Source organism: Streptomyces sp. NBC_01197, assembly GCF_036010505.1.
Classification (GTDB): domain Bacteria; phylum Actinomycetota; class Actinomycetes; order Streptomycetales; family Streptomycetaceae; genus Streptomyces.
Genome location: NZ_CP108569.1, coordinates 2195317 through 2215476, shown reverse-complemented (window position 1 = coordinate 2215476; position 20160 = coordinate 2195317). Strand labels below are relative to the sequence as shown.

Sequence of the window (20160 nt, the reverse complement as noted above, 5' to 3'; positions counted from 1 at the left end):
AGACTGTTGTACCGACCCGACCCGAGTGCTACCCCCTGCACCGGTCTCTCCTCCGCGCCTAACGTGCCCCACGACTCAGCACCGTCTTCCGGGAAACACATGGGGGAACACATGAGACACCGGAACCGCCGTCACTTACTCCGATCGATATGGGCGGCACTCGCCGCCGGGGTGCTGATCGGGGTGACTCCCACGACGAGTTCGGCCGCACCGGCTCCGGACGCCGGACATCAGTCCCGTACGGCCACACCGGCACCGACGCCGGCACTGCCGTCAGCACCGGCCGCGCCATCGGCCGACCAGGCCGTCACCGTGGACGTCGGCATCTCCGCCGCGGACCTGGACCGCCTGCACAAGGGCGAGAAGCCGAAGGGGGGCATCAAGACGGTTCCGCTCTCCTCGCCCCGGATGGCTCTGCCGAAGGAGACGTTCCAGCAGGCGGCCGAAGCAGCCCGGGCCCGGATCAAGAGCCAGGTCGCCAACCGGCTCACCGACGTGCCGCCGTCGTCCACGCCTCCGGCGCCGATCAAGGACGACCCGAACGCGGAACTCCTGAGCAAGTGCCTCGACGGCAGCGGTGGGACGACCTCTGGCAGACCCCGAAGATCGTGAAGCTCTCCATGTCCGGGGAGTGCGACGGGGCGGAGCTTGAGTGCAGCGGCCTTTCTGGAACACCGACGCTCCCCTTCAACGTCTGGGACCACGACCCCACCTGGTACCACTTCGACATCGCGGACTCGTCCGACAGCTACGGTTCGGCGCGGGGGCGCGACAAGATCGCGTACCACCGCTGGTTCCTTCAGTTCACCTCGCAGGGCGAGGGGTACAGCACGCTGGTGCCCGGCCGCGGGGCGGCCACCCGGATGCGCTGCGACTCGGCGACGTACATCTCGGCGGGTCAGCAGAATTCCTGCCTCTTCCCCGACTCACTGCCGGTGCTGAACTACTACGCGACGCCCGGTTCCCCGACCGAGATGGTCGCCAAACACATCGCGGACGCCCAGTACCACCCCGAAACCACCTACCCGCTCACGGCTCCGCCCGGCACGCCGAACCCACCCGCCAAGCGGATCCCCGGCGCCGTGCTGAACGCGCCGCTGCACCGCATCAAGAGCACCGACGCCGGCTGGAAGGACAACCAGCGCCACAAGGACATGGCCTGCACCGACACGGGTGACTACAAGGGCCTGGGGCTGCCGCCGGACAAGCGGCCGGACAAGAGCAAGCAGGAGCAGTGCGACGAGTATCCCTTCCGGGCCACACTCGAAGGCGCGGCGAACCCTGAGTGGGACTTCTCCGTACGAGCCGTGCCACGCTCCGACAACGCGAGCGCGGGAAGCCGCCTGAAGCTCTACTACCTCCACGAACGGATCCTGTCCTGGGACCCGACGCTGCCCGACCCCGCCAACTCCAACGACTGGTACTGGGTCAACATCAACTACTAGACATCGACTGCTGGACATCGCCCGCCGGCAGTGACTGCTGGACCCGGCGGCACGCAAAAAAGGCTCTGGCCGACATTTCTGTCGGCCAGAGCCTGATTCCGGAAGTGCCCCCGGCAGGATTCGAACCTGCGCACCCGGCTCCGGAGGCCGATGCTCTATCCCCTGAGCTACGGGGGCGTTGTCGCTGCGGTAAGCGGCGACGGGTAGAACCCTACCAGCTCAGTGGGGGTGACCATGAACAGCTTTGTGCGGCGGGCGCCGTTCGGTTCCCGCACGGGGTGGAAGTGGGCAAAACCCGGACGCGGTGGTGGCCGCGGTTCTACGCTCGTGGGTGTGTCAGGCGCGTACGGCAGGGTGCTCGTTGTCGACGACAACAAGGTCATCCGGCAGTTGATCAGGGTCAACCTCGAACTGGAGGGCTTCGAGGTCGTGACCGCGGCCGACGGTGCCGAATGTCTGGAAGTCGTCCACCGGGTCGCCCCTGATGTGATCACCCTCGACGTCGTCATGCCGCGTCTCGACGGTCTGCGCACCGCTGCCAGGCTCCGGGCCGACCCGCGGACCAGCCGGCTGCCGCTCGCGCTCATCAGCGCGTGTTCGCAGCAGGAAGTGGAGAGCGGGCTCGCCTCCGGCGTCGACGCCTTTCTGGCCAAGCCCTTCGAGCCCGCCGAGCTGGTCCGGCTCGTGGGCCGGCTGATGCGTCAGCGGTCGCCCGCCGGGGGGCCGGACCGGAGCAGCCCCGGCGGCAGCAGGCCCGCGGGGTGGGCCGGGAGCACCCTCGGCTGACCGGATGGCGAAACCGGTTCGCGGAGTGGCCCCCCTTCTCCCATACGCTGGACCTGTGACCCCGGCTGAGCTCTCCCGTACCGTCGCGCGCGCCGTGCGCCGCGCGGTCGACGAGGGTGCCCTGTCCGTGCCCGTCCCCGAGCGGGTCAGAGTCGAGCGGCCCAGGCCGGGCGGGCGCGGCGACTACGCGACCAGCGCGGCGCTCCAGCTGGCCGGCCCCGCCGGAATGGCCCCCCGCGCGGTGGCCGAGGCCCTGCGGCAGCGGATCGCCGGTACCCGGGGGATCGAACGGGTCGAGATCACCGGGCCCGGCTTTCTGAACTTCACGCTGGTGCCGGACGGCTCCGGCACGGTCGTACGCACCGTCCTCGCGGAGGGTGCCCGGTACGGCACGGGCAGTGGCGGGACGGAGCCGGACCGCGGGGTGGCCGCGGCCGGCCCGGCCCCCGGGACGTCCGGCCCCGCCGACCACCCGGGCCTCGACGCCGCCCGCTGGGGCGCCCTCTTCGGCGGCGGCGGTGACGAGCTGCTGGTGCGGCGCGAGAGCAATCCGCTGTTCCGGGTGCAGTACGCCCACGCCCGCAGCCGCGCCCTGCTCCGCAACGCCCGCGATCTCGGCTTCCGTGCCGCGTACGGGACCGAGTACGACGCGGCCTGCGAGCGGGACCGCGAGGCCCCCGCGCTGGTCGCCGCCCTCGCCGACTACCCCGCGGCCGTCGAGTCCGCGACCGGCCTCGGGAACACCCCGACCACCCCCGCATCCTTCGGTGCGGGTCACCGGATCGCCCGGCAGCTCGTCGTGGTCGCCGATGCCTTTCTGGCGTTCCACATCGCGGTGCTTCCCGTCGGGGACGAGAAACCCTCGGCCGCCCACCGCTCCCGGCTCGCCCTCACCGAGGCCGCCGGGACGGTGCTGGCAGGCGGCCTGTCCCTGCTCGGTATCAGCGCACCCGAACACATCTGAAAGAGCGAAGAGATGAGCCGTTCCGCACACCCCGCCGGACCCCGGCACGCCGATGTCTACACCGAGGGCCACTACACAGCCCCCGCCGATGACCTCAACTCCCTGGACGAGAAGGTCTGGTCGCGTACGGTCGGCCGTAACGCGGACGGGGTCGTCACCGTCGGCGGCATCGAAGTGACCCGGCTGGCCGAGGAGTTCGGCACCCCCGCCTACTTCGTCGACGAGGCCGACTTCCGGGCCAGGTGCCGGGCCTGGGCCGACGCCTTCGGGCGGGACGCGGACGTGTTCTACGCGGGCAAGGCCTTCCTCTCGCGCGCCGTCGTGAAGTGGCTCCGGGAGGAGGGGCTCAACCTCGACGTCTGCTCCGGCGGCGAGCTGGCCACCGCGCTCGATGCGGGGATGCCCGCCGAACGCATCGCCTTCCACGGCAACAACAAGACCGCCGCCGAGATCGAGCGCGCCGTCGAGGCCGGGGTCGGCCGTATCGTGCTCGACTCGTTCCAGGAGATCGTCCGGGTCGCCCACATCGCGCAGAGCCGCGGAGTGCGCCAGCGGGTCCAGATCCGGGTGACGGTCGGCGTCGAGGCGCACACCCACGAGTTCATCGCCACCGCCCACGAGGACCAGAAGTTCGGGATCGCGCTGGCCGGGGGCGAGGCCGCCGAAGCCGTCCGCAGGGCGCTCAAGCTCGACGGGCTCGAACTCATCGGAATCCACTCGCACATCGGCTCGCAGATCTTCGACATGGCGGGCTTCGAGGTCTCCGCGCGCCGGGTCGTGCAGCTCCTCGCCGAGGTGCGCGACGAACACGGCGTGGAGCTCCCCGAGATCGACCTCGGCGGCGGCCTCGGCATCGCGTACACCTCGGAGGACGACCCCCGCGAGCCGCAGGAGATCGCCAAGGCGCTCGGCGAGATCGTCACCCGCGAGTGCGAGGCGGCCGGTCTCGCCACCCCGCGCATCTCCGTCGAGCCGGGACGCGCCATCGCCGGGCCCACGGCCTTCACGCTGTACGAGGTCGGGACCATCAAGCCGCTCGAAGGGCTGCGCACCTACGTCAGCGTCGACGGCGGGATGTCCGACAACATCCGTACTGCCCTCTACGACGCCGAGTACAGCGTGGCCCTGGTCTCCCGCACGTCCACCGCCGAGCCGATGCTCACCCGGGTGGTCGGCAAGCACTGTGAGAGTGGCGACATCGTGGTCAAGGACGCGTTCCTCCCCGCGGACCTCGCGCCCGGCGATCTGCTCGCCGTCCCGGCCACCGGCGCCTACTGCCGAGCCATGGCGAGCAACTACAACCACGCCCTGCGCCCGCCCGTCGTCGCCGTCAGGGACGGCGAGGCCCGGGTGATCGTCCGGCGTGAGACGGAGGAAGATCTCCTGCGCCTCGATGTCGGCTAGTGAAATAGTCATCTCAGAATCCGGACGGGGGACAGAAACCCCCGTCCGGTGAGTGAGACTGGTCCAACCGTAGAAGTTTGAGAAGTGAGGTCGGATGATGCGTACGCGTCCGCTGAAGGTGGCGCTGCTGGGCTGTGGAGTCGTCGGCTCAGAGGTGGCGCGCATCATGACGACGCACGCCGACGACCTCGCGGCGCGCATCGGCGCCCCCGTCGAGCTCGCCGGTGTGGCCGTCCGCCGCCCTTCCAAGGTCCGTGAGGGCATCGACCCCTCGCTCATCACCACGGACGCGATGGCCCTGGTCAAACGCGGGGACATCGACGTGGTGATCGAGGTCATCGGCGGCATCGAGCCCGCCCGTACGCTGATCGCCGCCGCCTTCGAGCACGGCGCCAGCGTCGTCTCCGCCAACAAGGCGCTGCTCGCCAAGGACGGCGCCGCGCTGCACGCGATCGCCCAGGGGCACGACCGGGACCTCTACTACGAGGCCGCCGTCGCCGGCGCGATCCCGCTCGTACGCCCGCTGCGCGAATCGCTCGCGGGCGACAAGGTGAACCGCGTCCTGGGCATCGTCAACGGCACCACCAACTTCATCCTCGACAAGATGGACACCACCGGCGCCGGCTACTCGGAGGCGCTGGACGAGGCCACCGCGCTCGGCTACGCCGAGGCCGACCCGACGGCCGACGTCGAGGGGTTCGACGCGGCGGCCAAGGCCGCGATTCTCGCCGGGATCGCCTTCCATACGCGCGTACGCCTTGACGACGTCCACCGCGAGGGCCTCACCGAGGTCACCGCGGCGGACATCGCGTCCGCCAGGCGCATGGGCTGCACCGTCAAGCTGCTCGCCATCTGCGAGCGCGCCGCCGACGGCAAGTCCGTCACCGCCCGGGTGCACCCCGCGATGATCCCGCTCAGCCACCCGCTGGCCTCGGTGCGCGAGGCGTACAACGCGGTGTTCATCGAGGCCGAGGCCGCCGGGCAGCTGATGTTCTACGGCCCCGGCGCCGGCGGCTCACCCACCGCGTCCGCGGTACTCGGCGACCTGGTCGCGGTCTGCCGGAACAGGCTCAACGAGGCCACCGGGCCCGGCGAGTCGGCGTACACGATGCTGCCCGTGAGTCCCATGGGCGACGTCGTCACGCGCTACCACATCAGCCTCGACGTGGCCGACAAACCGGGTGTTCTCGCCCAGGTGGCCACGGTCTTCGCCGAGCAGGGCGTATCGATCGACACGGTACGCCAGCAGGGCCGAAATCCATGCAGCGGTGACGAAGTCGCCATCGAACAGGGCGGCGGCGGGCGACGGGCGGGCGGAGGCGGCGAGGCATCCCTCGTCGTCGTCACCCACCGCGCGCGCGACGCAGCCCTTTCCGGGACCGTCGAGGCGCTGCGCAAGCTCGACACCGTGCTCGGTGTCGCCAGCATCATGCGTGTTGAAGGGGAGTAAGGACCCATGACCACCAAGGGCACCCACCAGTGGCGCGGCATCATCGAGGAGTACCGGGACCGCCTCCCGGTCACGAGCACGACACCGGTCGTGACACTCCGTGAGGGCGGTACGCCGCTCGTCCCCGCGCAGGTCCTTTCCGAGCGCACCGGCTGTGAGGTACACCTCAAGGTCGAGGGCGCCAACCCCACGGGGTCCTTCAAGGACCGGGGCATGACCATGGCGATCACCCACGCCAAGGAGCAGGGCGCGCAGGCCGTCATCTGCGCCTCCACCGGCAACACCTCGGCCTCGGCCGCCGCCTATGCCGTACGGGCCGGAATGGTCTGCGCGGTCCTGGTGCCGCAGGGCAAGATCGCCCTCGGCAAGATGGGCCAGGCGCTGGTGCACGGCGCGAAGATCCTCCAGGTGGACGGCAACTTCGACGACTGCCTGACGCTGGCCCGCTCGCTCTCGGACAACTACCCGGTGGCGCTGGTCAATTCGGTCAATCCGTCCCGTATCGAGGGCCAGAAGACCGGAGCCTTCGAGATCGTCGACGCGCTCGGCGACGCCCCCGACATCCATGTACTGCCCGTCGGCAACGCCGGTAACATCACGGCGTACTGGAAGGGTTACAAGGAGTACGCGGCGGACGGCATGTCCACCCGCACCCCCCGGATGTGGGGCTTCCAGGCCTCCGGCTCCGCCCCCATCGTGCGCGGCGAGATCGTCAAGGACCCCTCGACCATCGCCACGGCGATCCGGATCGGGAATCCGGCGTCCTGGCAGCTCGCGCTCGACGCGCGCGAGGAGTCCGGTGGCTTCATCGACGAGGTCACCGACCGTCAGATCCTCTCCGCGTACCGGCTGTTGGCCTCGCAGGAGGGTGTCTTCGTGGAGCCCGCTTCGGCCGCTTCGGTCGCCGGTCTGCTGAAGGCGGCCGAAGAGGGCAAGGTCGACCCCGGTCAGCGGATCGTCTGCACGGTCACAGGCAACGGCCTCAAGGACCCGGACTGGGCCGTCGCGGGAGCCCCGCAGCCGGTCACCGTGCCGGTCGACGCCGTACAGGCCGCCGAGCGGCTGGGCCTGGTCCCGTAGCATCCGGCCCGCCCGGGGCCCGTCCGTCAGGACCGGGCCCCGGGCTGTGCTCCGGTTGTGCCCGGCTGTGCCCCTGAGCTGCCGCATCACCCGCAGGACGGGCCGCCCGGCGGCCCGGTCGGGCCTGGAGCGCATGGGTAGCGTGCGACACGCATCGTGCGCCTCCTGTGCGCCCTATGTCGCGACAGAACCTTCCTTCGATAAGCTGTAGCCAACCCACCCCGCCGCATGTGCCGCGGTGTTGCTGCTGTGATGGCCTGCAGGTGCCCGTTAGGCCTGTCGGGGTTGTCCGGTCCAGGGGCCCCGGGGGAGTGTTCTCCCGGAAAGCACAGCCGAGTTCCCCGTAACAATCCCGCGGTCGAAACCAGACTCGCAGTCTCACAAGGAGAGTCGTCAGAGCGATGGCCGGTCCCGCGTTCCGTGCCGCCGCCGTCCGGGTGCGCACCCCTGCCACCAGCGCCAACCTCGGACCGGGCTTCGACGCCTTCGGTCTGTCGCTGGGGCTGTACGACGACGTGGTCGTCCGGGTCGCCGACACCGGGCTGCACATCGACATCGCCGGCGAGGGCGCCGAGACGCTCCCGCGCGACGAGAGCCACCTGCTCGTACGGTCGCTGCGCACCGCTTTCGACCTGCTCGGCGGGCAGCCGCGCGGCCTCGAAGTCGTCTGCGCCAACCGCATCCCGCACGGCCGCGGCCTCGGCTCCTCCTCCGCCGCCATCTGCGCCGGTATCGTCGCCGCCAGGGCTGTGACCATAGGCGGGGCCGAGAAACTCGACGACGAGGCCCTGCTCGAACTCGCCACCGAGATCGAGGGCCACCCCGACAACGTCGCCGCCTGCCTCCTCGGCGGCTTCACCCTGGCCTGGACCGACGGTGGAACCGCGCGCGCCATCAGGATGGATCCGGCGGACTCCATCGTTCCGGTGGTCTTCGTCCCCGGCAGGCCGGTGCTCACCGAGACCGCCCGGGGTCTTCTTCCGCGCTCCGTCCCCCATGTGGACGCGGCCGCCAACGCGGGCCGCGCGGCCCTGCTCGTCGAGGCGCTGACCAGGCGCCCCGAGCTGCTGCTGGCCGCAACGGAGGACCGACTGCACCAGGAGTACCGTGCCCCGGCGATGCCCGAGAGCGTGGCCCTGGTCAACCGGCTGCGGGCGGACGGCGTCCCCGCGGTCATCTCCGGCGCGGGCCCCACGGTGCTCGCGCTGGTCGAGAACAGTGCGGCCGACAAGGTCGCACGCCTGGCCGGCGAAGGGTGGGCCGCCAACCGGCTGCCCCTCGACGCCACCGGTACGAGCGTCCTGCCACTGGGTACCTAGACGTGCCGTCCGGTTGCCGGTGACGGAGAGGGGGAATATTTGTTGGACCCGGTAGTGTTAACCTCAAGTCTGCACTCGACGTCTTTGCGGCGCGGTGCTCAGTGTCCCCATCAGGGACCGCCATTTCTTCCGGGAGCCTCCCAAACTGCCTGACAGCCTGTCTGAGCAGTTTCGAGCACGCTCCGGAACCGGCCTCTGCCGGACCCCTGCACGTCTTGCCCTCCGCCGTTTCCCGGCGGACCACCGCCCCGGCGTCGGTTCGCGATCAGTCAAGATCAGAACCGCAGTCGGACAGCACAACCGGTCGCCGAGCCAGACAGGCCGACGCCCGCTCCAGGGAAGGACCCTTCGTGAGCGACACCACCGATCTGATGGGCGTGACTGCCGACAACTCTGTCGAAGCCGCGTCCGCCGCCGGTGCTGCCACCGGCAGCACCGCACGGCGCCGCCGCTCCGGCACCGGCCTCGACGGCATGGTCCTGGCCGAGCTGCAGCAGGTCGCGTCCGGCCTCGGCATCAAGGGCACTGCGCGGATGCGTAAGAGCCAGTTGATCGAGGTCATCAAGGAGGCGCAGGCCGGTTCGTCCGCGCCGAAGAGCGCCAAGGCCGATGCAGGCGGCTCCGACGCGGCCGAGACCAAGCCGAAGTGCCGTGCCACTTCCAAGTCCCGTACGGGTGAGGAGCCCCCGGCGGCCGAGAAGTCCGCTGCCCAGCAGCAGATCGACATTCCCGGCCAGCCCGCCAACGACGACCAGCCCGCCGGTGAGCGGCGCCGTCGCCGTGCCACCGCGCAGGCCGGCAGCCCCGAGCCCGCGGCTTCCGCGTCGTCCGCCGCCGAGGCCAAGGCCGTCGGAACCAAGGCCGTCAAGACCGAGGCCGAGACGCAGTCCGTGGCCACCGGCGTGAAGACCGAGGCTCCGGCCGACGCCAAGGACTCCAAGGAGGCCAGGGCGGAGACGGCCACCGACACCGCCGAAGGCCGTCGCGGCGACCGCCAGGACCGCGGCCAGCGCGGTGACCGGCGTGAGCGCGGCGACCGCCAGGAGCGTGGCGACCGTCAGGACCGCGGTGACCGTCAGGACCGCGGTGACCGTCAGGACCGTGGCGAGCGCGGTGGCCGTGACCGCCGTGACCGCGGCGGCAAGGGCGACGACCAGCAGGGCGGCGGCCAGCGCGGACAGCGCCAGGGCGGCCAGGGCAACGGTCCCCGCGCCGACGAGAACGAGGACGACTTCGACGGAGGCCGCCGCGGCCGCCGTGGCCGTTACCGCGACCGCCGTGGCCGCCGCGGTGAGCGGCAGGAGTTCGGTGACACTCCGCAGGTCGCCGACGACGACGTCCTGATCCCCGTCGCGGGCATCCTGGACATCCTCGACAACTACGCGTTCATCCGGACCTCCGGCTACCTGCCGGGCCCCAACGACGTGTACGTCTCGCTCGCCCAGGTCCGCAAGAACGGCCTGCGCAAGGGCGATCACGTCACCGGAGCCGTCCGTCAGCCCAAGGACGGCGAGCGCCGCGAGAAGTTCAACGCGCTCGTCCGCCTGGACTCGGCGAACGGCATGGCGGCCGAATCCGGCCGCGGGCGCCCGGAGTTCCAGAAGCTCACCCCGCTGTACCCGCAGGACCGGCTCCGTCTGGAGACCGACCCGGGTGTGCTGACGACCCGGATCATCGATCTGGTCGCGCCCATCGGCAAGGGCCAGCGCGGTCTGATCGTGGCCCCGCCGAAGACCGGTAAGACCATGATCATGCAGGCCATCGCCAACGCGATCACGGTCAACAACCCCGAGTGCCACCTGATGGTCGTCCTCGTCGACGAGCGTCCCGAAGAGGTCACCGACATGCAGCGGTCGGTGAAGGGCGAGGTCATCTCCTCGACCTTCGACCGGCCCGCCGAGGACCACACCACCGTCGCCGAGCTGGCCATCGAGCGCGCCAAGCGCCTCGTCGAGCTGGGCCACGACGTGGTCGTGCTGCTCGACTCGATCACCCGGCTCGGCCGTGCGTACAACCTGGCGGCCCCGGCCTCCGGGCGCATCCTCTCCGGTGGTGTCGACTCGACCGCCCTCTACCCGCCGAAGCGCTTCTTCGGTGCCGCGCGGAACATCGAGGACGGCGGCTCGCTGACCATCCTCGCCACCGCGCTGGTGGAGACCGGCTCGCGCATGGACGAGGTGATCTTCGAGGAGTTCAAGGGCACCGGCAACATGGAGCTCAAGCTCGACCGGAAGCTCGCCGACAAGCGCATCTTCCCCGCTGTGGACGTCGACCCGTCCGGTACACGTAAGGAAGAGATCCTCCTCAACGCGGAGGAGCTCGCCATCGTCTGGAAGCTGCGCCGGGTGCTCCACGCGCTCGACTCGCAGCAGGCGATCGAGCTGCTGCTGGACAAGATGAAGAAGACCAAGTCGAACGCCGAGTTCCTGATGCAGATCGCCAAGACGACCCCGTCGTCCGGCAACGGCAACGACTGACCTTCCGTCACGGAACGTCAACTGGCCCGCCCCGTCACGGAAGTGACGCGGCGGGCCAGTCGCGTGCGGCGGCCCGGCCTCCCCCAGTCTCCGACTGGGAGGTGCCCCCAGCGCACGCGAGGGCTGCACGCACAGCCTCCACACACCGCTCACGTGCTGCTCACCCGCCTGCCGTGCCGCTTCGCGGCCCGCCGAGATCTTCGCCACAGCGCACGCCGGGCGCCGGCCCACGACAAGCCTCTGGTGCCGGAGAGAAAACCCCAGGTGAGGGCCGTTTTTACGGAGAGAACCCGGCTACCGTCCGTGACGCCGGGGCCGTTCCGGGGTCACAGCGCGTTGTGCAACTCTTTCGCGAGAAACGTCGTCTCACAAGTGATGACGGACCGCGCCTGAACTTCGGGGCAGGGGGTAGCGGGACCACCGAGAGAGCTGGAGGGGACATGGCCGACCCGCAGAAGGGCAGCCGAATACGGGGCAGCGGCAAACGCCGCAAGGGGGCCACGCCGCGCCGGAAGGCGCTGGTGATCACTGCATGGGTGGCGGCCGGAGTGGTCGTGCTCGGCGGCGGCGGCCTCGGCTTCCTCTACTTCAAGCTCGACGGCAACCTCAAGAGCGTCGACATCAACGCCCAGCTCGGCGCCGACCGCCCGCACAACGTCGACAACGGCTCGATGGACATCCTGGTGCTCGGCTCCGACTCCCGGGCCGGCGCCAACTCCAAGTACGGCAAGGACGAGGGCGGCGCCCGCTCGGACACCGCGATGGTCGTCCACGTGTACAAGGGCCACAAGAAGGCCAGCGTGGTCTCGATACCCCGCGACACCCTGATCGACCGCCCCGACTGCACCACCGCCAAGGGCGCGGACGCCCCGGGAGCGCAGCACGCCATGTTCAACACGGCGTACGAGAGCGGCGGCCCGGCCTGCGCGGTGAAGACCGTGGAGCAGATGTCCGGGATCCGGATGGACCACTATCTGGAGGTCGACTTCGCCGGCTTCCAGAAGCTGATCGACGACCTGGGCGGCGTACCCGTCACCACCAGCAAGGCGATCAACGACGACAAGAGCCATCTGCACCTGGCGGCGGGCTCCCACACCCTCAACGGGCAGGACGCGCTCGGTCTCGTACGGACCAGGCACGGCGTCGGGGACGGCAGCGACCTCGGGCGAATACAGCTCCAGCAGGCCTTCATCAAGGCGCTCATCGCCCAGGTCAAGCACGTCGGGATCTTCAGCAGCCCCAGCAAGCTCTACAGCCTCGCGGACACCGCCACCAAGACCGTCACCACCGACTCCGACATCAACTCCGTGAAGAGCCTGGCGTCCTTCGCCGACGGCCTCAAGGGCATCGGCGCGGGCTCCACGAAGATGGTGACGATGCCGGTCGAGTACGACCCGGCGGACCCCAACCGCGTCATCCCGCTGGAGGCCGAGTCCCGGCAGGTGTGGGCCGCGCTGAAGCAGGACAAGCCGATTCCGGCCTCCGCGACCAAGGGCTCCGCCGGTGACAAGGGCGAGGCGGGCAAGGTCGTCACGGGCTCCTGAGCAGCCGGCCGCGCCAGGTCCTGCGGTGGCGGGGCGGAATAGATCCGGTCTGTCTCCGGTTCACCGACTGTCCGAAATTTTGACGGGCGGGCCACTCCTGGCAGACTGGTCCGCTGGCCCCGGTTCACGTACGGACAATTCCGCCCGCACGACCCGGCGCCCTCCCGAAACTAGGAGTCACCTTGAAGCGCGACATCCACCCCGAGTACCACGAGACCCAGGTCAGCTGCACCTGCGGTGCCTCGTTCACCACTTACAGCACCCTCGCCGAAGGCACCATCCGTGCCGAGGTCTGCTCCGAGTGCCACCCGTTCTACACGGGCAAGCAGAAGATCCTCGACACCGGTGGCCGTGTGGCCCGCTTCGAGGCCCGCTTCGGCAAGAAGGCCGCGGACTCCGCCGCCAAGTAGCGAGCTACTGCGCCGGTCCCCGGACGCTCCTTCCCGGAGCGCCCGGACCGGCGCTTTTGCCGTCCCGGAAGCGCCCTTCTTGATGTACGAAAGCAGGAAACCCCCGATGTTCGAGGCGGTCGAGGAACTGATCGGCGAGCACGCCGGTCTTGAGGAACAGCTCGCCGACCCGTCGGTCCACGCCGACCAGGCCAACGCGCGCAGGCTCAACAAGCGCTACGCCGAGCTGACCCCGATCGTCTCCACGTACCGTTCCTGGAAGCAGACCGGGGAGGACATCGAGACGGCGCGTGAACTCTCCTACGACGACCCGGAGTTCGCGGCCGAGGTCAAGGTGCTCGACAAGCAGCTCGAAGCGCTGACGGAGAAGCTCCGGCTGCTCCTGGTGCCGCGCGACCCCAGCGACGACAAGGACGTGCTCCTCGAGGTCAAGGCGGGCGCGGGCGGTGACGAGTCCGCGCTGTTCGCGGGCGACCTGCTGCGGATGTATCTGCGTTACGCGGAACGCGTCGGCTGGAAGACCGAGATCATCGACGCCACCGAGTCCGAGCTGGGCGGCTACAAGGACGTCCAGGTCGCGGTGAAGACCAAGGGCGGCAACGGCGCGACCGAACCCGGCCAGGGCGTCTGGGCGCGGCTGAAGTACGAGGGCGGTGTGCACCGGGTGCAGCGCGTGCCCTCCACCGAGTCGCAGGGCCGCATCCACACCTCGGCCGCCGGTGTGCTCGTCACGCCCGAGGCCGAGGAGGTCGACGTCGAGATCCACTCCAACGACCTCCGGATCGACGTCTACCGTTCGTCGGGCCCCGGCGGGCAGTCGGTCAACACCACCGACTCCGCGGTCCGCATCACCCACCTCCCGACCGGTGTCGTCGCCTCCTGCCAGAACGAGAAGAGCCAGCTCCAGAACAAGGAGCAGGCCATGCGCATCCTGCGCTCCCGGCTGCTCGCCGCCGCTCAGGAGGCCGCCGAGCAGGAAGCGTCCGACGTGCGCCGCAGCCAGGTCCGTACCGTCGACAGGTCCGAGAAGATCCGCACGTACAACTTCCCCGAAAACCGGATCTCCGACCACCGCGTCGGCTTCAAGGCGTACAACTTGGACCAGGTGCTCGACGGCGACCTGGACGCAGTGATCCAGGCGTGTGTGGACGCGGACTCCGCGGCCAAACTCGCCGCCGCCCAGTAGTAGCCGGCCCGTACTGGAGAACCGCATGAACCTGCTGCTTGCCGAGGTGGCCCAGGCCACCCAGCGGCTGGCCGACGCCGGCGTGCCCTCCCCGCGCTTCGACGCGGAGGAGCTCGCCGCCTTTGTGCACGGTGTCAAGCGGGGCGAGCTCCACAACGTCAAGGACGCGGACTTCGACGCCCGCTACTGGGAGACCATCGCCCGCCGTGAGGCCCGCGAACCGCTCCAGCACATCACAGGCCGCGCCTTCTTCCGCTATCTGGAACTCCAGGTCGGGCCCGGGGTGTTCGTGCCCCGCCCGGAGACCGAGTCGGTCGTCGGCTGGGCCATAGACGCCGTACGCGCGATGGACGTCGTCGAGCCGCTGATCGTCGACCTCTGCACGGGCTCCGGCGCCATCGCGCTGGCCATGGCCCAGGAGGTGCCGCGCTCGCGCGTGCACGCCGTGGAGCTGTCCGACGACGCGCTGCGCTGGACCCGCAAGAACGCCGAGGGGTCCAGGGTCACCGTCCACCAGGGCGACGCGCTGAGCGCCCTGCCCGAACTCGACGGCCAGGTCGACCTGGTCATCTCCAACCCGCCGTACATCCCGCTCACCGAGTGGGAGTACGTCGCACCCGAGGCCCGTGACCACGACCCGGAGATGGCCCTCTTCTCCGGCGAGGACGGCCTCGACACGATTCGCGGTATCGAGCGCACCGCCCACCGTCTCCTCGTGCCCGGCGGCGTAGTCGTCATCGAGCACGCCGACACCCAGGGCGGCCAGGTCCCGTGGATCTTCACCGAGGAACGGGGCTGGGCCGACGCGGCCGACCACCCCGACCTGAACAACCGGCCCCGGTTCGCCACGGCCCGCAAGGCTCTGCCGTGACGATCGCAGGACCGGTTCCGCACCAGATTTCTCAGGCTCAGGCTTTGCTCAGGGAGGCTCGCTAAATGGCACGGCGATACGACACCAACGACGCGACCGACCGCACCACCGGTCTGCGTGAAGCCGCGTCCGCCGTCCGCCGGGGCGAGCTCGTCGTACTTCCGACGGACACCGTGTACGGCATCGGCGCGGACGCCTTCAGCTCCGAGGGCGTCGCCGATCTGCTGGACGCCAAGGGGCGTGGCCGCAATATGCCCAGCCCTGTCCTCATCGGCTCCCCGAACACCCTGCACGGCCTGGTCACGGACTTCTCCGAGCAGGCCTGGGAGCTGGTCGACGCCTTCTGGCCGGGCGCGCTGACGCTCGTCGCCAAGCACCAGCCGTCGCTGCAGTGGGACCTCGGGGACACCCGCGGGACCGTCGCCGTACGGATGCCGCTGCACCCGGTCGCCATCGAACTGCTCACGGAGGTCGGCCCGATGGCCGTGTCCAGTGCCAACCTGACCGGCCACCCGGCGCCGGAGGACTGCGACGCGGCCCAGGAGATGCTCGGCGACTCCGTCTCCGTCTACCTGGACGGCGGTCCCACCCCCGGCAACGTCCCGTCGTCCATCGTCGACGTCACCGGCAAGGTCCCCGTCCTGCTCCGTGCGGGCGCGCTCTCCGCCGAGGAACTGCGCAAGGTGGTACCTGACCTTGAGGTGGCCAATTGACAGCCCCTGAGGGGCGTGGCATAGGCGCGTCCGCCTCCGGCGGCACGTTCAGGATCCTCCACGTCAGCACCGGCAACGTCTGCCGCTCGCCGATCACCGAGCGGCTGACCCGCCATGCCCTGTCGGACCGCCTGGGCACCGGGCTCGCCGACGGCCTGATCGTGGAGTCCGCCGGCACCTGGGGCCACGAGGGCGCCCCGATGGAGGCCAACGCGGCGACCGTGCTCGCGGACTACGGCGCGGATGCCGGGGGCTTCCTCGGCCGCGAACTGCTGGACGACCATGTGATCCGCGCCGATCTGGTCCTCACCGCGACCCGCGACCACCGGGCACAGGTCATCTCGATGGGGCACTCGGCCGGGCTGCGGACCTTCACGCTGAAGGAGTTCACCCGGCTGGTGCGGGCCATAGACCCGGCGACGCTGCCGGACCCGCTCGACGAGGGCGTGGTGGAGCGGGCGCGGGCACTGGTCCGGGCCGCTGCCGCGCTCCGCGGGTGGCTGCTGGCGCCGACCGTCGAGGCGGACGAGGTGAACGACCCCTACGGGGCGCCGATCACGTTCTTCCGGTCGATCGGTGACGAGATCAACCAGGCGCTGGATCCGGTGGTCACGGCGCTCACGGGGGTCGCGGCGCCGCACTGAGCGCGCGCTGCGGCGGAGCTGTCCGCCGCACGGCAGAACACCGGCAGGCGCACCCGCGCGGCCCGTCCTACATTGGACTGGACGCCGAGGAGCCCACGATGCCGGTCACGACCACCGCCGCCCACCCCGCCGGCTTCGAGGTGCTGCGCGGGCAGGACCCCGAGATGGCCGATGTGCTCCTCGGCGAGGACGAGCGGCAGGCCACCTCGCTCCAGCTGATCGCCGCCGAGAACTTCACCTCACCCGCCGTGCTGGCCGCTCTCGGCTCATCGCTCGCCAACAAGTACGCCGAGGGCTACCCCGGCGCCCGCTACCACGGCGGCTGTGAGCTGGCCGATCTCGCCGAGCGGATCGCCTGTGAGCGGGCCACAGCGCTCTTCGGAGCCGCGCACGCGAACGTCCAGCCGCACTCGGGCTCCTCGGCCGTCCTGGCGGCGTACGCGGCCCTCCTGCGCCCCGGTGACACCGTGCTGGCCATGGGCCTCCCGCACGGCGGTCATCTCACCCACGGGTCGCCCGCCAACTTCTCCGGCCGCTGGTTCGACTTCGTCGGGTACGGCGTGGACGCGGAGAGCGGGCTCATCGACTACGACCAGGTACGGACGCTGGCGCGGCAGCACCGGCCCCGGGCGATCGTCTGCGGCTCCATCTCGTACCCCCGCCACCCCGACTACGCGGCCTTCCGGGAGATCGCCGACGAGGCGGGCGCCTATCTCATCGCGGACGCCGCCCATCCGATGGGCCTGATCGCCGGGGGAGCGGCGCCCAGCCCCGTGCCGTACGCCGATGTGGTCTGCGCCACTACCCACAAGGTGCTGCGCGGTCCACGCGGCGGTCTCATCCTCTGCGGGGCGGAGCTGGCCGACCGGATCGACCGGGCCGTCTTCCCCTTCACCCAGGGCGGCGCCCAGATGCACACGATCGCGGCCAAGGCGGTCGCCTTCGGCGAGGCCGCGGCCCCGGCGTTCGCGGCGTACGCGCACCAGGTGGTGGACAACGCCCGGGTGCTCGCCGCCGGGCTGGCCGCCGAGGGACTGGCGATCACCACCGGGGGGACCGACACCCATCTGATCACCGCGGACCCGGGTCCGCTGGGCACCGGCGGCGTCGCCGCCAGGGCCCGGCTGGCGGCGGCCGGGATGGTCCTGGACACCTGCGCACTGCCCTGCGGCGACGAGCGGGGCATCCGCCTGGGCACCGCCGCCGTCACCACCCAGGGCATGACCGCGCCGGAGATGGCGGAGATCGCCGGGCTCTTCTCGGCCGCGCTGCGTGAAGAGCGGGGGGCCCGTGAAGAAGTCCGCGAACTCGCCAGGAGATTTCCGTCGAATTCGGGCTAGAGCGGTACTCGTGCAACCATCGGAGCTACCCGTGTGTCCTCAACCTTATGCAGGCCGAAGCTAAGGTGTGGGGCTGAGATGGCCAGCGATATCTGTGGGGCAGCCCGTGCGTGAATACCTGCTGACGCTCTGCGTCACGGCCGCGGTGACGTATCTCCTGACCGGGCCGGTGCGGAAGTTCGCCATCATGGCCGGGGCGATGCCGGAGATCCGGGCCCGTGACGTGCACCGCGAACCGACGCCGCGGCTCGGCGGCATCGCCATGTTCGGCGGTCTCTGCGCCGGGCTGCTGGTCGCGGCGCATCTGCAGAACCTCGGCAACGTCTTCACGCTGTCGAACGAGCCGCGCGCGCTGCTCTCCGGCGCCGGACTGATCTGGATCATCGGTGTCCTGGACGACAAGTTCGAGATCGACGCCCTGATCAAGCTCGGCGGCCAGATGATCGCGGCGGGCGTGATGGTCATGCAGGGTCTGACGATCCTGTGGCTGCCCATCCCGGGCGTCGGCACCGTCTCGCTCACCCAGTGGCAGGGCACGCTGCTGACCGTCGCGCTGGTGGTGATCACCATCAACGCGGTGAACTTCGTGGACGGCCTGGACGGCCTCGCGGCGGGCATGGTCTGCATCGCGGCGGCGGCCTTCTTCATGTACACGTACCGGATCTGGTACGGGTACGGAATCGAGGCGGCCGCCCCGGCGACCCTCTTCGCCGCCGTACTGATGGGGATGTGCCTGGGCTTCCTGCCGCACAACATGCATCCGGCCCGGATCTTCATGGGCGACTCGGGGTCGATGATGATCGGCCTGGTGCTCGCCGCCGGTGCCATCTCGGTGACCGGCCAGGTCGACCCGGACGCGATGAGCCTCAACCTCGGTGGCGGACGTGAGGCCACTCACGCGATGCTCCCGGTCTTCATCCCGCTCCTGATGCCGCTGACGATCATCGCGGTCCCCTTCGCGGACCTGGTGCTCGCGATCGTCCGGCGTACCTGGAACGGCCAGTCGCCGTTCGCCGCCGACCGCGGCCACCTCCACCACCGGCTCCTGGAGATCGGTCACTCGCACAGCAGGGCGGTGCTGATCATGTACTTCTGGTCGGCCCTGTTCGCCTTCGGCGCCCTTGCCTACTCGGTGCGTTCCTCGTCCACCTGGATCCTGCTGGCGGTCGTCGTGCTGAGCGCGGTAGGTCTCGCGCTGCTGCTCATGCCGCGTTTCACCCCGCGCGCCCCGAAGTGGGCCCAGGGCTTCGTCCCGCCCCGTTACCGCGGTCGCCGTCGTACGGTCGCCGAAACGGAACCGGAGACAGTCGGCACAGCGAAATGCGACGAGTCGGGCAATTCACTTGAAATGGAAGATCCCACCCCGCATATCGATGTGAACGGAAGCGAGCCGATTCCCGCAGGCGTCAACGGGGCGACAGCAATTGGTCCCCGATCCGGGCTTCCCGATCGGCGCGAGGCCGGAACCTGGCGTTGAGTATTTCGCTCAACAGCCCCCAATATCAGGCAAACCAGCGGCCCGCCTGCACACACGCGCGGGTTAACTCTCATGTGTGACGGGCAGCACACTTCCATGGTAAAGACCTCATCAAATAGTTTGTGATAGCGTTCACTACCACCGGTTGGAGCACTGAAAGGCCTTGGTAAGAAGGCCTTTTGGACCGAGCCGCAGCTGTCTTCCGGCGCATCTCCCGGCGCTAACCTCTGATCGACGTAAGACCATCGACGAGTCGCCGTCAGTCACCACATGCATATCCACCCCCAACTCCTTCTGGAGCTGTTCGCATGCCGTCCAACGACGCCCGGATCCTCCGGGGCTCGACGATCATCGCCGCCCCTGTCGGTGTAGTCGCCACCGTTGTCAGTGCGCTCGTCGCAGGCGAGAAGGGCCTGATCGGCGGAGTGGTGGCGCTGGCTGTCGTCGGTGTCTTCTTCGTACTCGGTTTCGCCGCCCTGATGCGCATCACCCGGGACAAGCCCCAGGTGGCGATGACGGCCGGACTGCTGGTCTATGCCGTGCAGATCCTGCTCATCGGTGTCTTCGTCATTGCCTTCGGTCACACGACACTGTTCAACGGCCGTGCGTTCGCCCTCACTCTGCTGGTCACCGCACTGGCATGGGTGGGAGGCCAGGTTCGTCACAGTCTCACCAGCCGCATGCTCTATGTGGACCCCGAGCCTTCCGTTCCCGCCAAGGGGACGGCGGACCTGGCGAAGACGGAGTCCTGATCATGTGTAGGGGGGGCCTAAAGGGAGTTCGTCCCGGTCTGCTATCGTCCGGAATCGCTTCCAGTGAAGGCCCCTCCCGCTTGATGAGCGGAGGAGGACGCAGCCCTCACGACCGGCGGCGTACTCGGCCCGGCAGCTGTGAACACGGCGCGGAACCCGGGATGCCCGGTCCTCGGTGGATGCTTCCAGCGGACCGCGGAGGCACCGCCACACCACCACGTCCCCAGTGCCGAAAAGCGGCTCCAGCAGCCGCGCTGACACACAAGGTTGCCGTTACTTATGCGTCACGACGAAGGAG

Annotated in this window: 17 protein-coding genes, 1 tRNA gene and 1 pseudogene; 18 read left to right on the top strand and 1 reads right to left on the bottom strand. The window is 69.8% G+C overall.

Features of this window, described 5'->3' with window-relative positions:
• The first annotated feature begins 183 nt into the window (after positions 1-183).
• Both OG452_RS09870 and OG452_RS09865 read left to right on the top strand, forming a co-directional pair.
• Positions 184-612, top strand: coding sequence for a hypothetical protein (locus OG452_RS09870; protein WP_327295239.1), 429 nt, complete (start codon positions 184-186; stop codon positions 610-612).
• On the top strand, positions 561-1445 hold the full coding sequence (locus OG452_RS09865) for a NucA/NucB deoxyribonuclease domain-containing protein (RefSeq protein WP_327295238.1): 885 nt from the start codon (positions 561-563) through the stop codon (positions 1443-1445). The genes OG452_RS09870 and OG452_RS09865 overlap by 52 nt, the downstream gene beginning before the upstream one ends.
• Before the next feature lie 105 nt (positions 1446-1550).
• Here the strand turns inward: OG452_RS09865 and OG452_RS09860 are convergent.
• Positions 1551-1622: transfer RNA gene (locus OG452_RS09860), tRNA-Arg, on the bottom strand.
• Positions 1623-1729: 107 nt separating this feature from the next.
• On the opposite strand from OG452_RS09860, the pseudogene OG452_RS09855 reads away from it, so the two are divergent.
• From OG452_RS09855 to OG452_RS09780, 16 genes and pseudogenes are all read left to right on the top strand, one after another.
• A pseudogene (locus OG452_RS09855) lies at positions 1730-2231 on the top strand (response regulator).
• 55 nt (positions 2232-2286) lie between these two features.
• Entirely contained in the window at positions 2287-3195 is a 909-nt protein-coding gene (locus OG452_RS09850) for a DALR anticodon-binding domain-containing protein (protein WP_327295237.1), read from the top strand.
• Positions 3196-3207: 12 nt separating this feature from the next.
• Positions 3208-4599, top strand: a complete 1392-nt coding sequence (gene lysA, locus OG452_RS09845; protein ID WP_327295236.1) for a diaminopimelate decarboxylase — start codon at positions 3208-3210, stop codon at positions 4597-4599.
• Positions 4600-4693: 94 nt separating this feature from the next.
• Positions 4694-6049, top strand: coding sequence for a homoserine dehydrogenase (locus tag OG452_RS09840; RefSeq protein WP_327295235.1), 1356 nt, complete (start codon positions 4694-4696; stop codon positions 6047-6049).
• Between the two features lie 6 nt (positions 6050-6055).
• Positions 6056-7129: a threonine synthase gene (gene thrC / locus OG452_RS09835; protein WP_327295234.1), complete on the top strand. Its 1074-nt coding sequence runs from the start codon at positions 6056-6058 to the stop codon at positions 7127-7129.
• A gap of 401 nt (positions 7130-7530) precedes the next feature.
• Positions 7531-8448: a homoserine kinase gene (gene thrB, locus OG452_RS09830; RefSeq protein WP_327295233.1), complete on the top strand. Its 918-nt coding sequence runs from the start codon at positions 7531-7533 to the stop codon at positions 8446-8448.
• A gap of 350 nt (positions 8449-8798) precedes the next feature.
• The gene (gene rho, locus OG452_RS09825; RefSeq protein WP_327295232.1) at positions 8799-10925 is read left to right on the top strand and encodes a transcription termination factor Rho; all 2127 of its coding nucleotides are present in this window, start codon (positions 8799-8801) and stop codon (positions 10923-10925) included.
• Positions 10926-11365: 440 nt separating this feature from the next.
• On the top strand, positions 11366-12469 hold the full coding sequence (locus OG452_RS09820) for an LCP family protein (protein WP_327295231.1): 1104 nt from the start codon (positions 11366-11368) through the stop codon (positions 12467-12469).
• 182 nt (positions 12470-12651) lie between these two features.
• Positions 12652-12879 carry a 50S ribosomal protein L31 gene (gene rpmE, locus OG452_RS09815; protein ID WP_327295230.1) on the top strand — a complete coding sequence of 76 codons (228 nt, stop codon included), beginning with the start codon at positions 12652-12654 and terminating at the stop codon, positions 12877-12879.
• 106 nt (positions 12880-12985) lie between these two features.
• Positions 12986-14065, top strand: coding sequence for a peptide chain release factor 1 (prfA, locus tag OG452_RS09810; RefSeq protein ID WP_327295229.1), 1080 nt, complete (start codon positions 12986-12988; stop codon positions 14063-14065).
• A 25-nt stretch (positions 14066-14090) separates the two neighbouring features.
• On the top strand, positions 14091-14936 hold the full coding sequence (prmC, locus tag OG452_RS09805; protein ID WP_327295228.1) for a peptide chain release factor N(5)-glutamine methyltransferase: 846 nt from the start codon (positions 14091-14093) through the stop codon (positions 14934-14936).
• A 65-nt stretch (positions 14937-15001) separates the two neighbouring features.
• Entirely contained in the window at positions 15002-15649 is a 648-nt protein-coding gene (locus OG452_RS09800) for an L-threonylcarbamoyladenylate synthase (RefSeq protein WP_327295227.1), read from the top strand.
• Entirely contained in the window at positions 15646-16293 is a 648-nt protein-coding gene (locus tag OG452_RS09795) for an arsenate reductase/protein-tyrosine-phosphatase family protein (protein WP_327295226.1), read from the top strand. The genes OG452_RS09800 and OG452_RS09795 overlap by 4 nt, the downstream gene beginning before the upstream one ends.
• A gap of 98 nt (positions 16294-16391) precedes the next feature.
• Complete coding sequence (glyA, locus tag OG452_RS09790; RefSeq protein WP_327295225.1) at positions 16392-17633, top strand: serine hydroxymethyltransferase; 1242 nt, start codon at positions 16392-16394, stop codon at positions 17631-17633.
• 106 nt (positions 17634-17739) lie between these two features.
• Entirely contained in the window at positions 17740-19110 is a 1371-nt protein-coding gene (locus tag OG452_RS09785) for an MraY family glycosyltransferase (protein WP_327295224.1), read from the top strand.
• Between the two features lie 308 nt (positions 19111-19418).
• Positions 19419-19862: a hypothetical protein gene (locus tag OG452_RS09780; protein WP_327295223.1), complete on the top strand. Its 444-nt coding sequence runs from the start codon at positions 19419-19421 to the stop codon at positions 19860-19862.
• Positions 19863-20160 lie beyond the last annotated feature (298 nt).

Bases quoted from the DNA above. Each gene is read 5' to 3' on its own strand.
- OG452_RS09840 (WP_327295235.1), top strand. From the start codon at position 4,694: ATGATGCGTACGCGTCCGCTGAAGGTGGCGCTGCTGGGCTGTGGAGTC.
- lysA (WP_327295236.1), top strand. From the start codon at position 3,208: ATGAGCCGTTCCGCACACCCCGCCGGACCCCGGCACGCCGATGTCTAC.
- OG452_RS09820 (WP_327295231.1), top strand. From the start codon at position 11,366: ATGGCCGACCCGCAGAAGGGCAGCCGAATACGGGGCAGCGGCAAACGC.
- prfA (WP_327295229.1), top strand. From the start codon at position 12,986: ATGTTCGAGGCGGTCGAGGAACTGATCGGCGAGCACGCCGGTCTTGAG.
- prmC (WP_327295228.1), top strand. From the start codon at position 14,091: ATGAACCTGCTGCTTGCCGAGGTGGCCCAGGCCACCCAGCGGCTGGCC.
- thrB (WP_327295233.1), top strand. From the start codon at position 7,531: ATGGCCGGTCCCGCGTTCCGTGCCGCCGCCGTCCGGGTGCGCACCCCT.
- OG452_RS09780 (WP_327295223.1), top strand. From the start codon at position 19,419: ATGCCGTCCAACGACGCCCGGATCCTCCGGGGCTCGACGATCATCGCC.
- OG452_RS09800 (WP_327295227.1), top strand. From the start codon at position 15,002: ATGGCACGGCGATACGACACCAACGACGCGACCGACCGCACCACCGGT.
- thrC (WP_327295234.1), top strand. From the start codon at position 6,056: ATGACCACCAAGGGCACCCACCAGTGGCGCGGCATCATCGAGGAGTAC.
- glyA (WP_327295225.1), top strand. From the start codon at position 16,392: ATGCCGGTCACGACCACCGCCGCCCACCCCGCCGGCTTCGAGGTGCTG.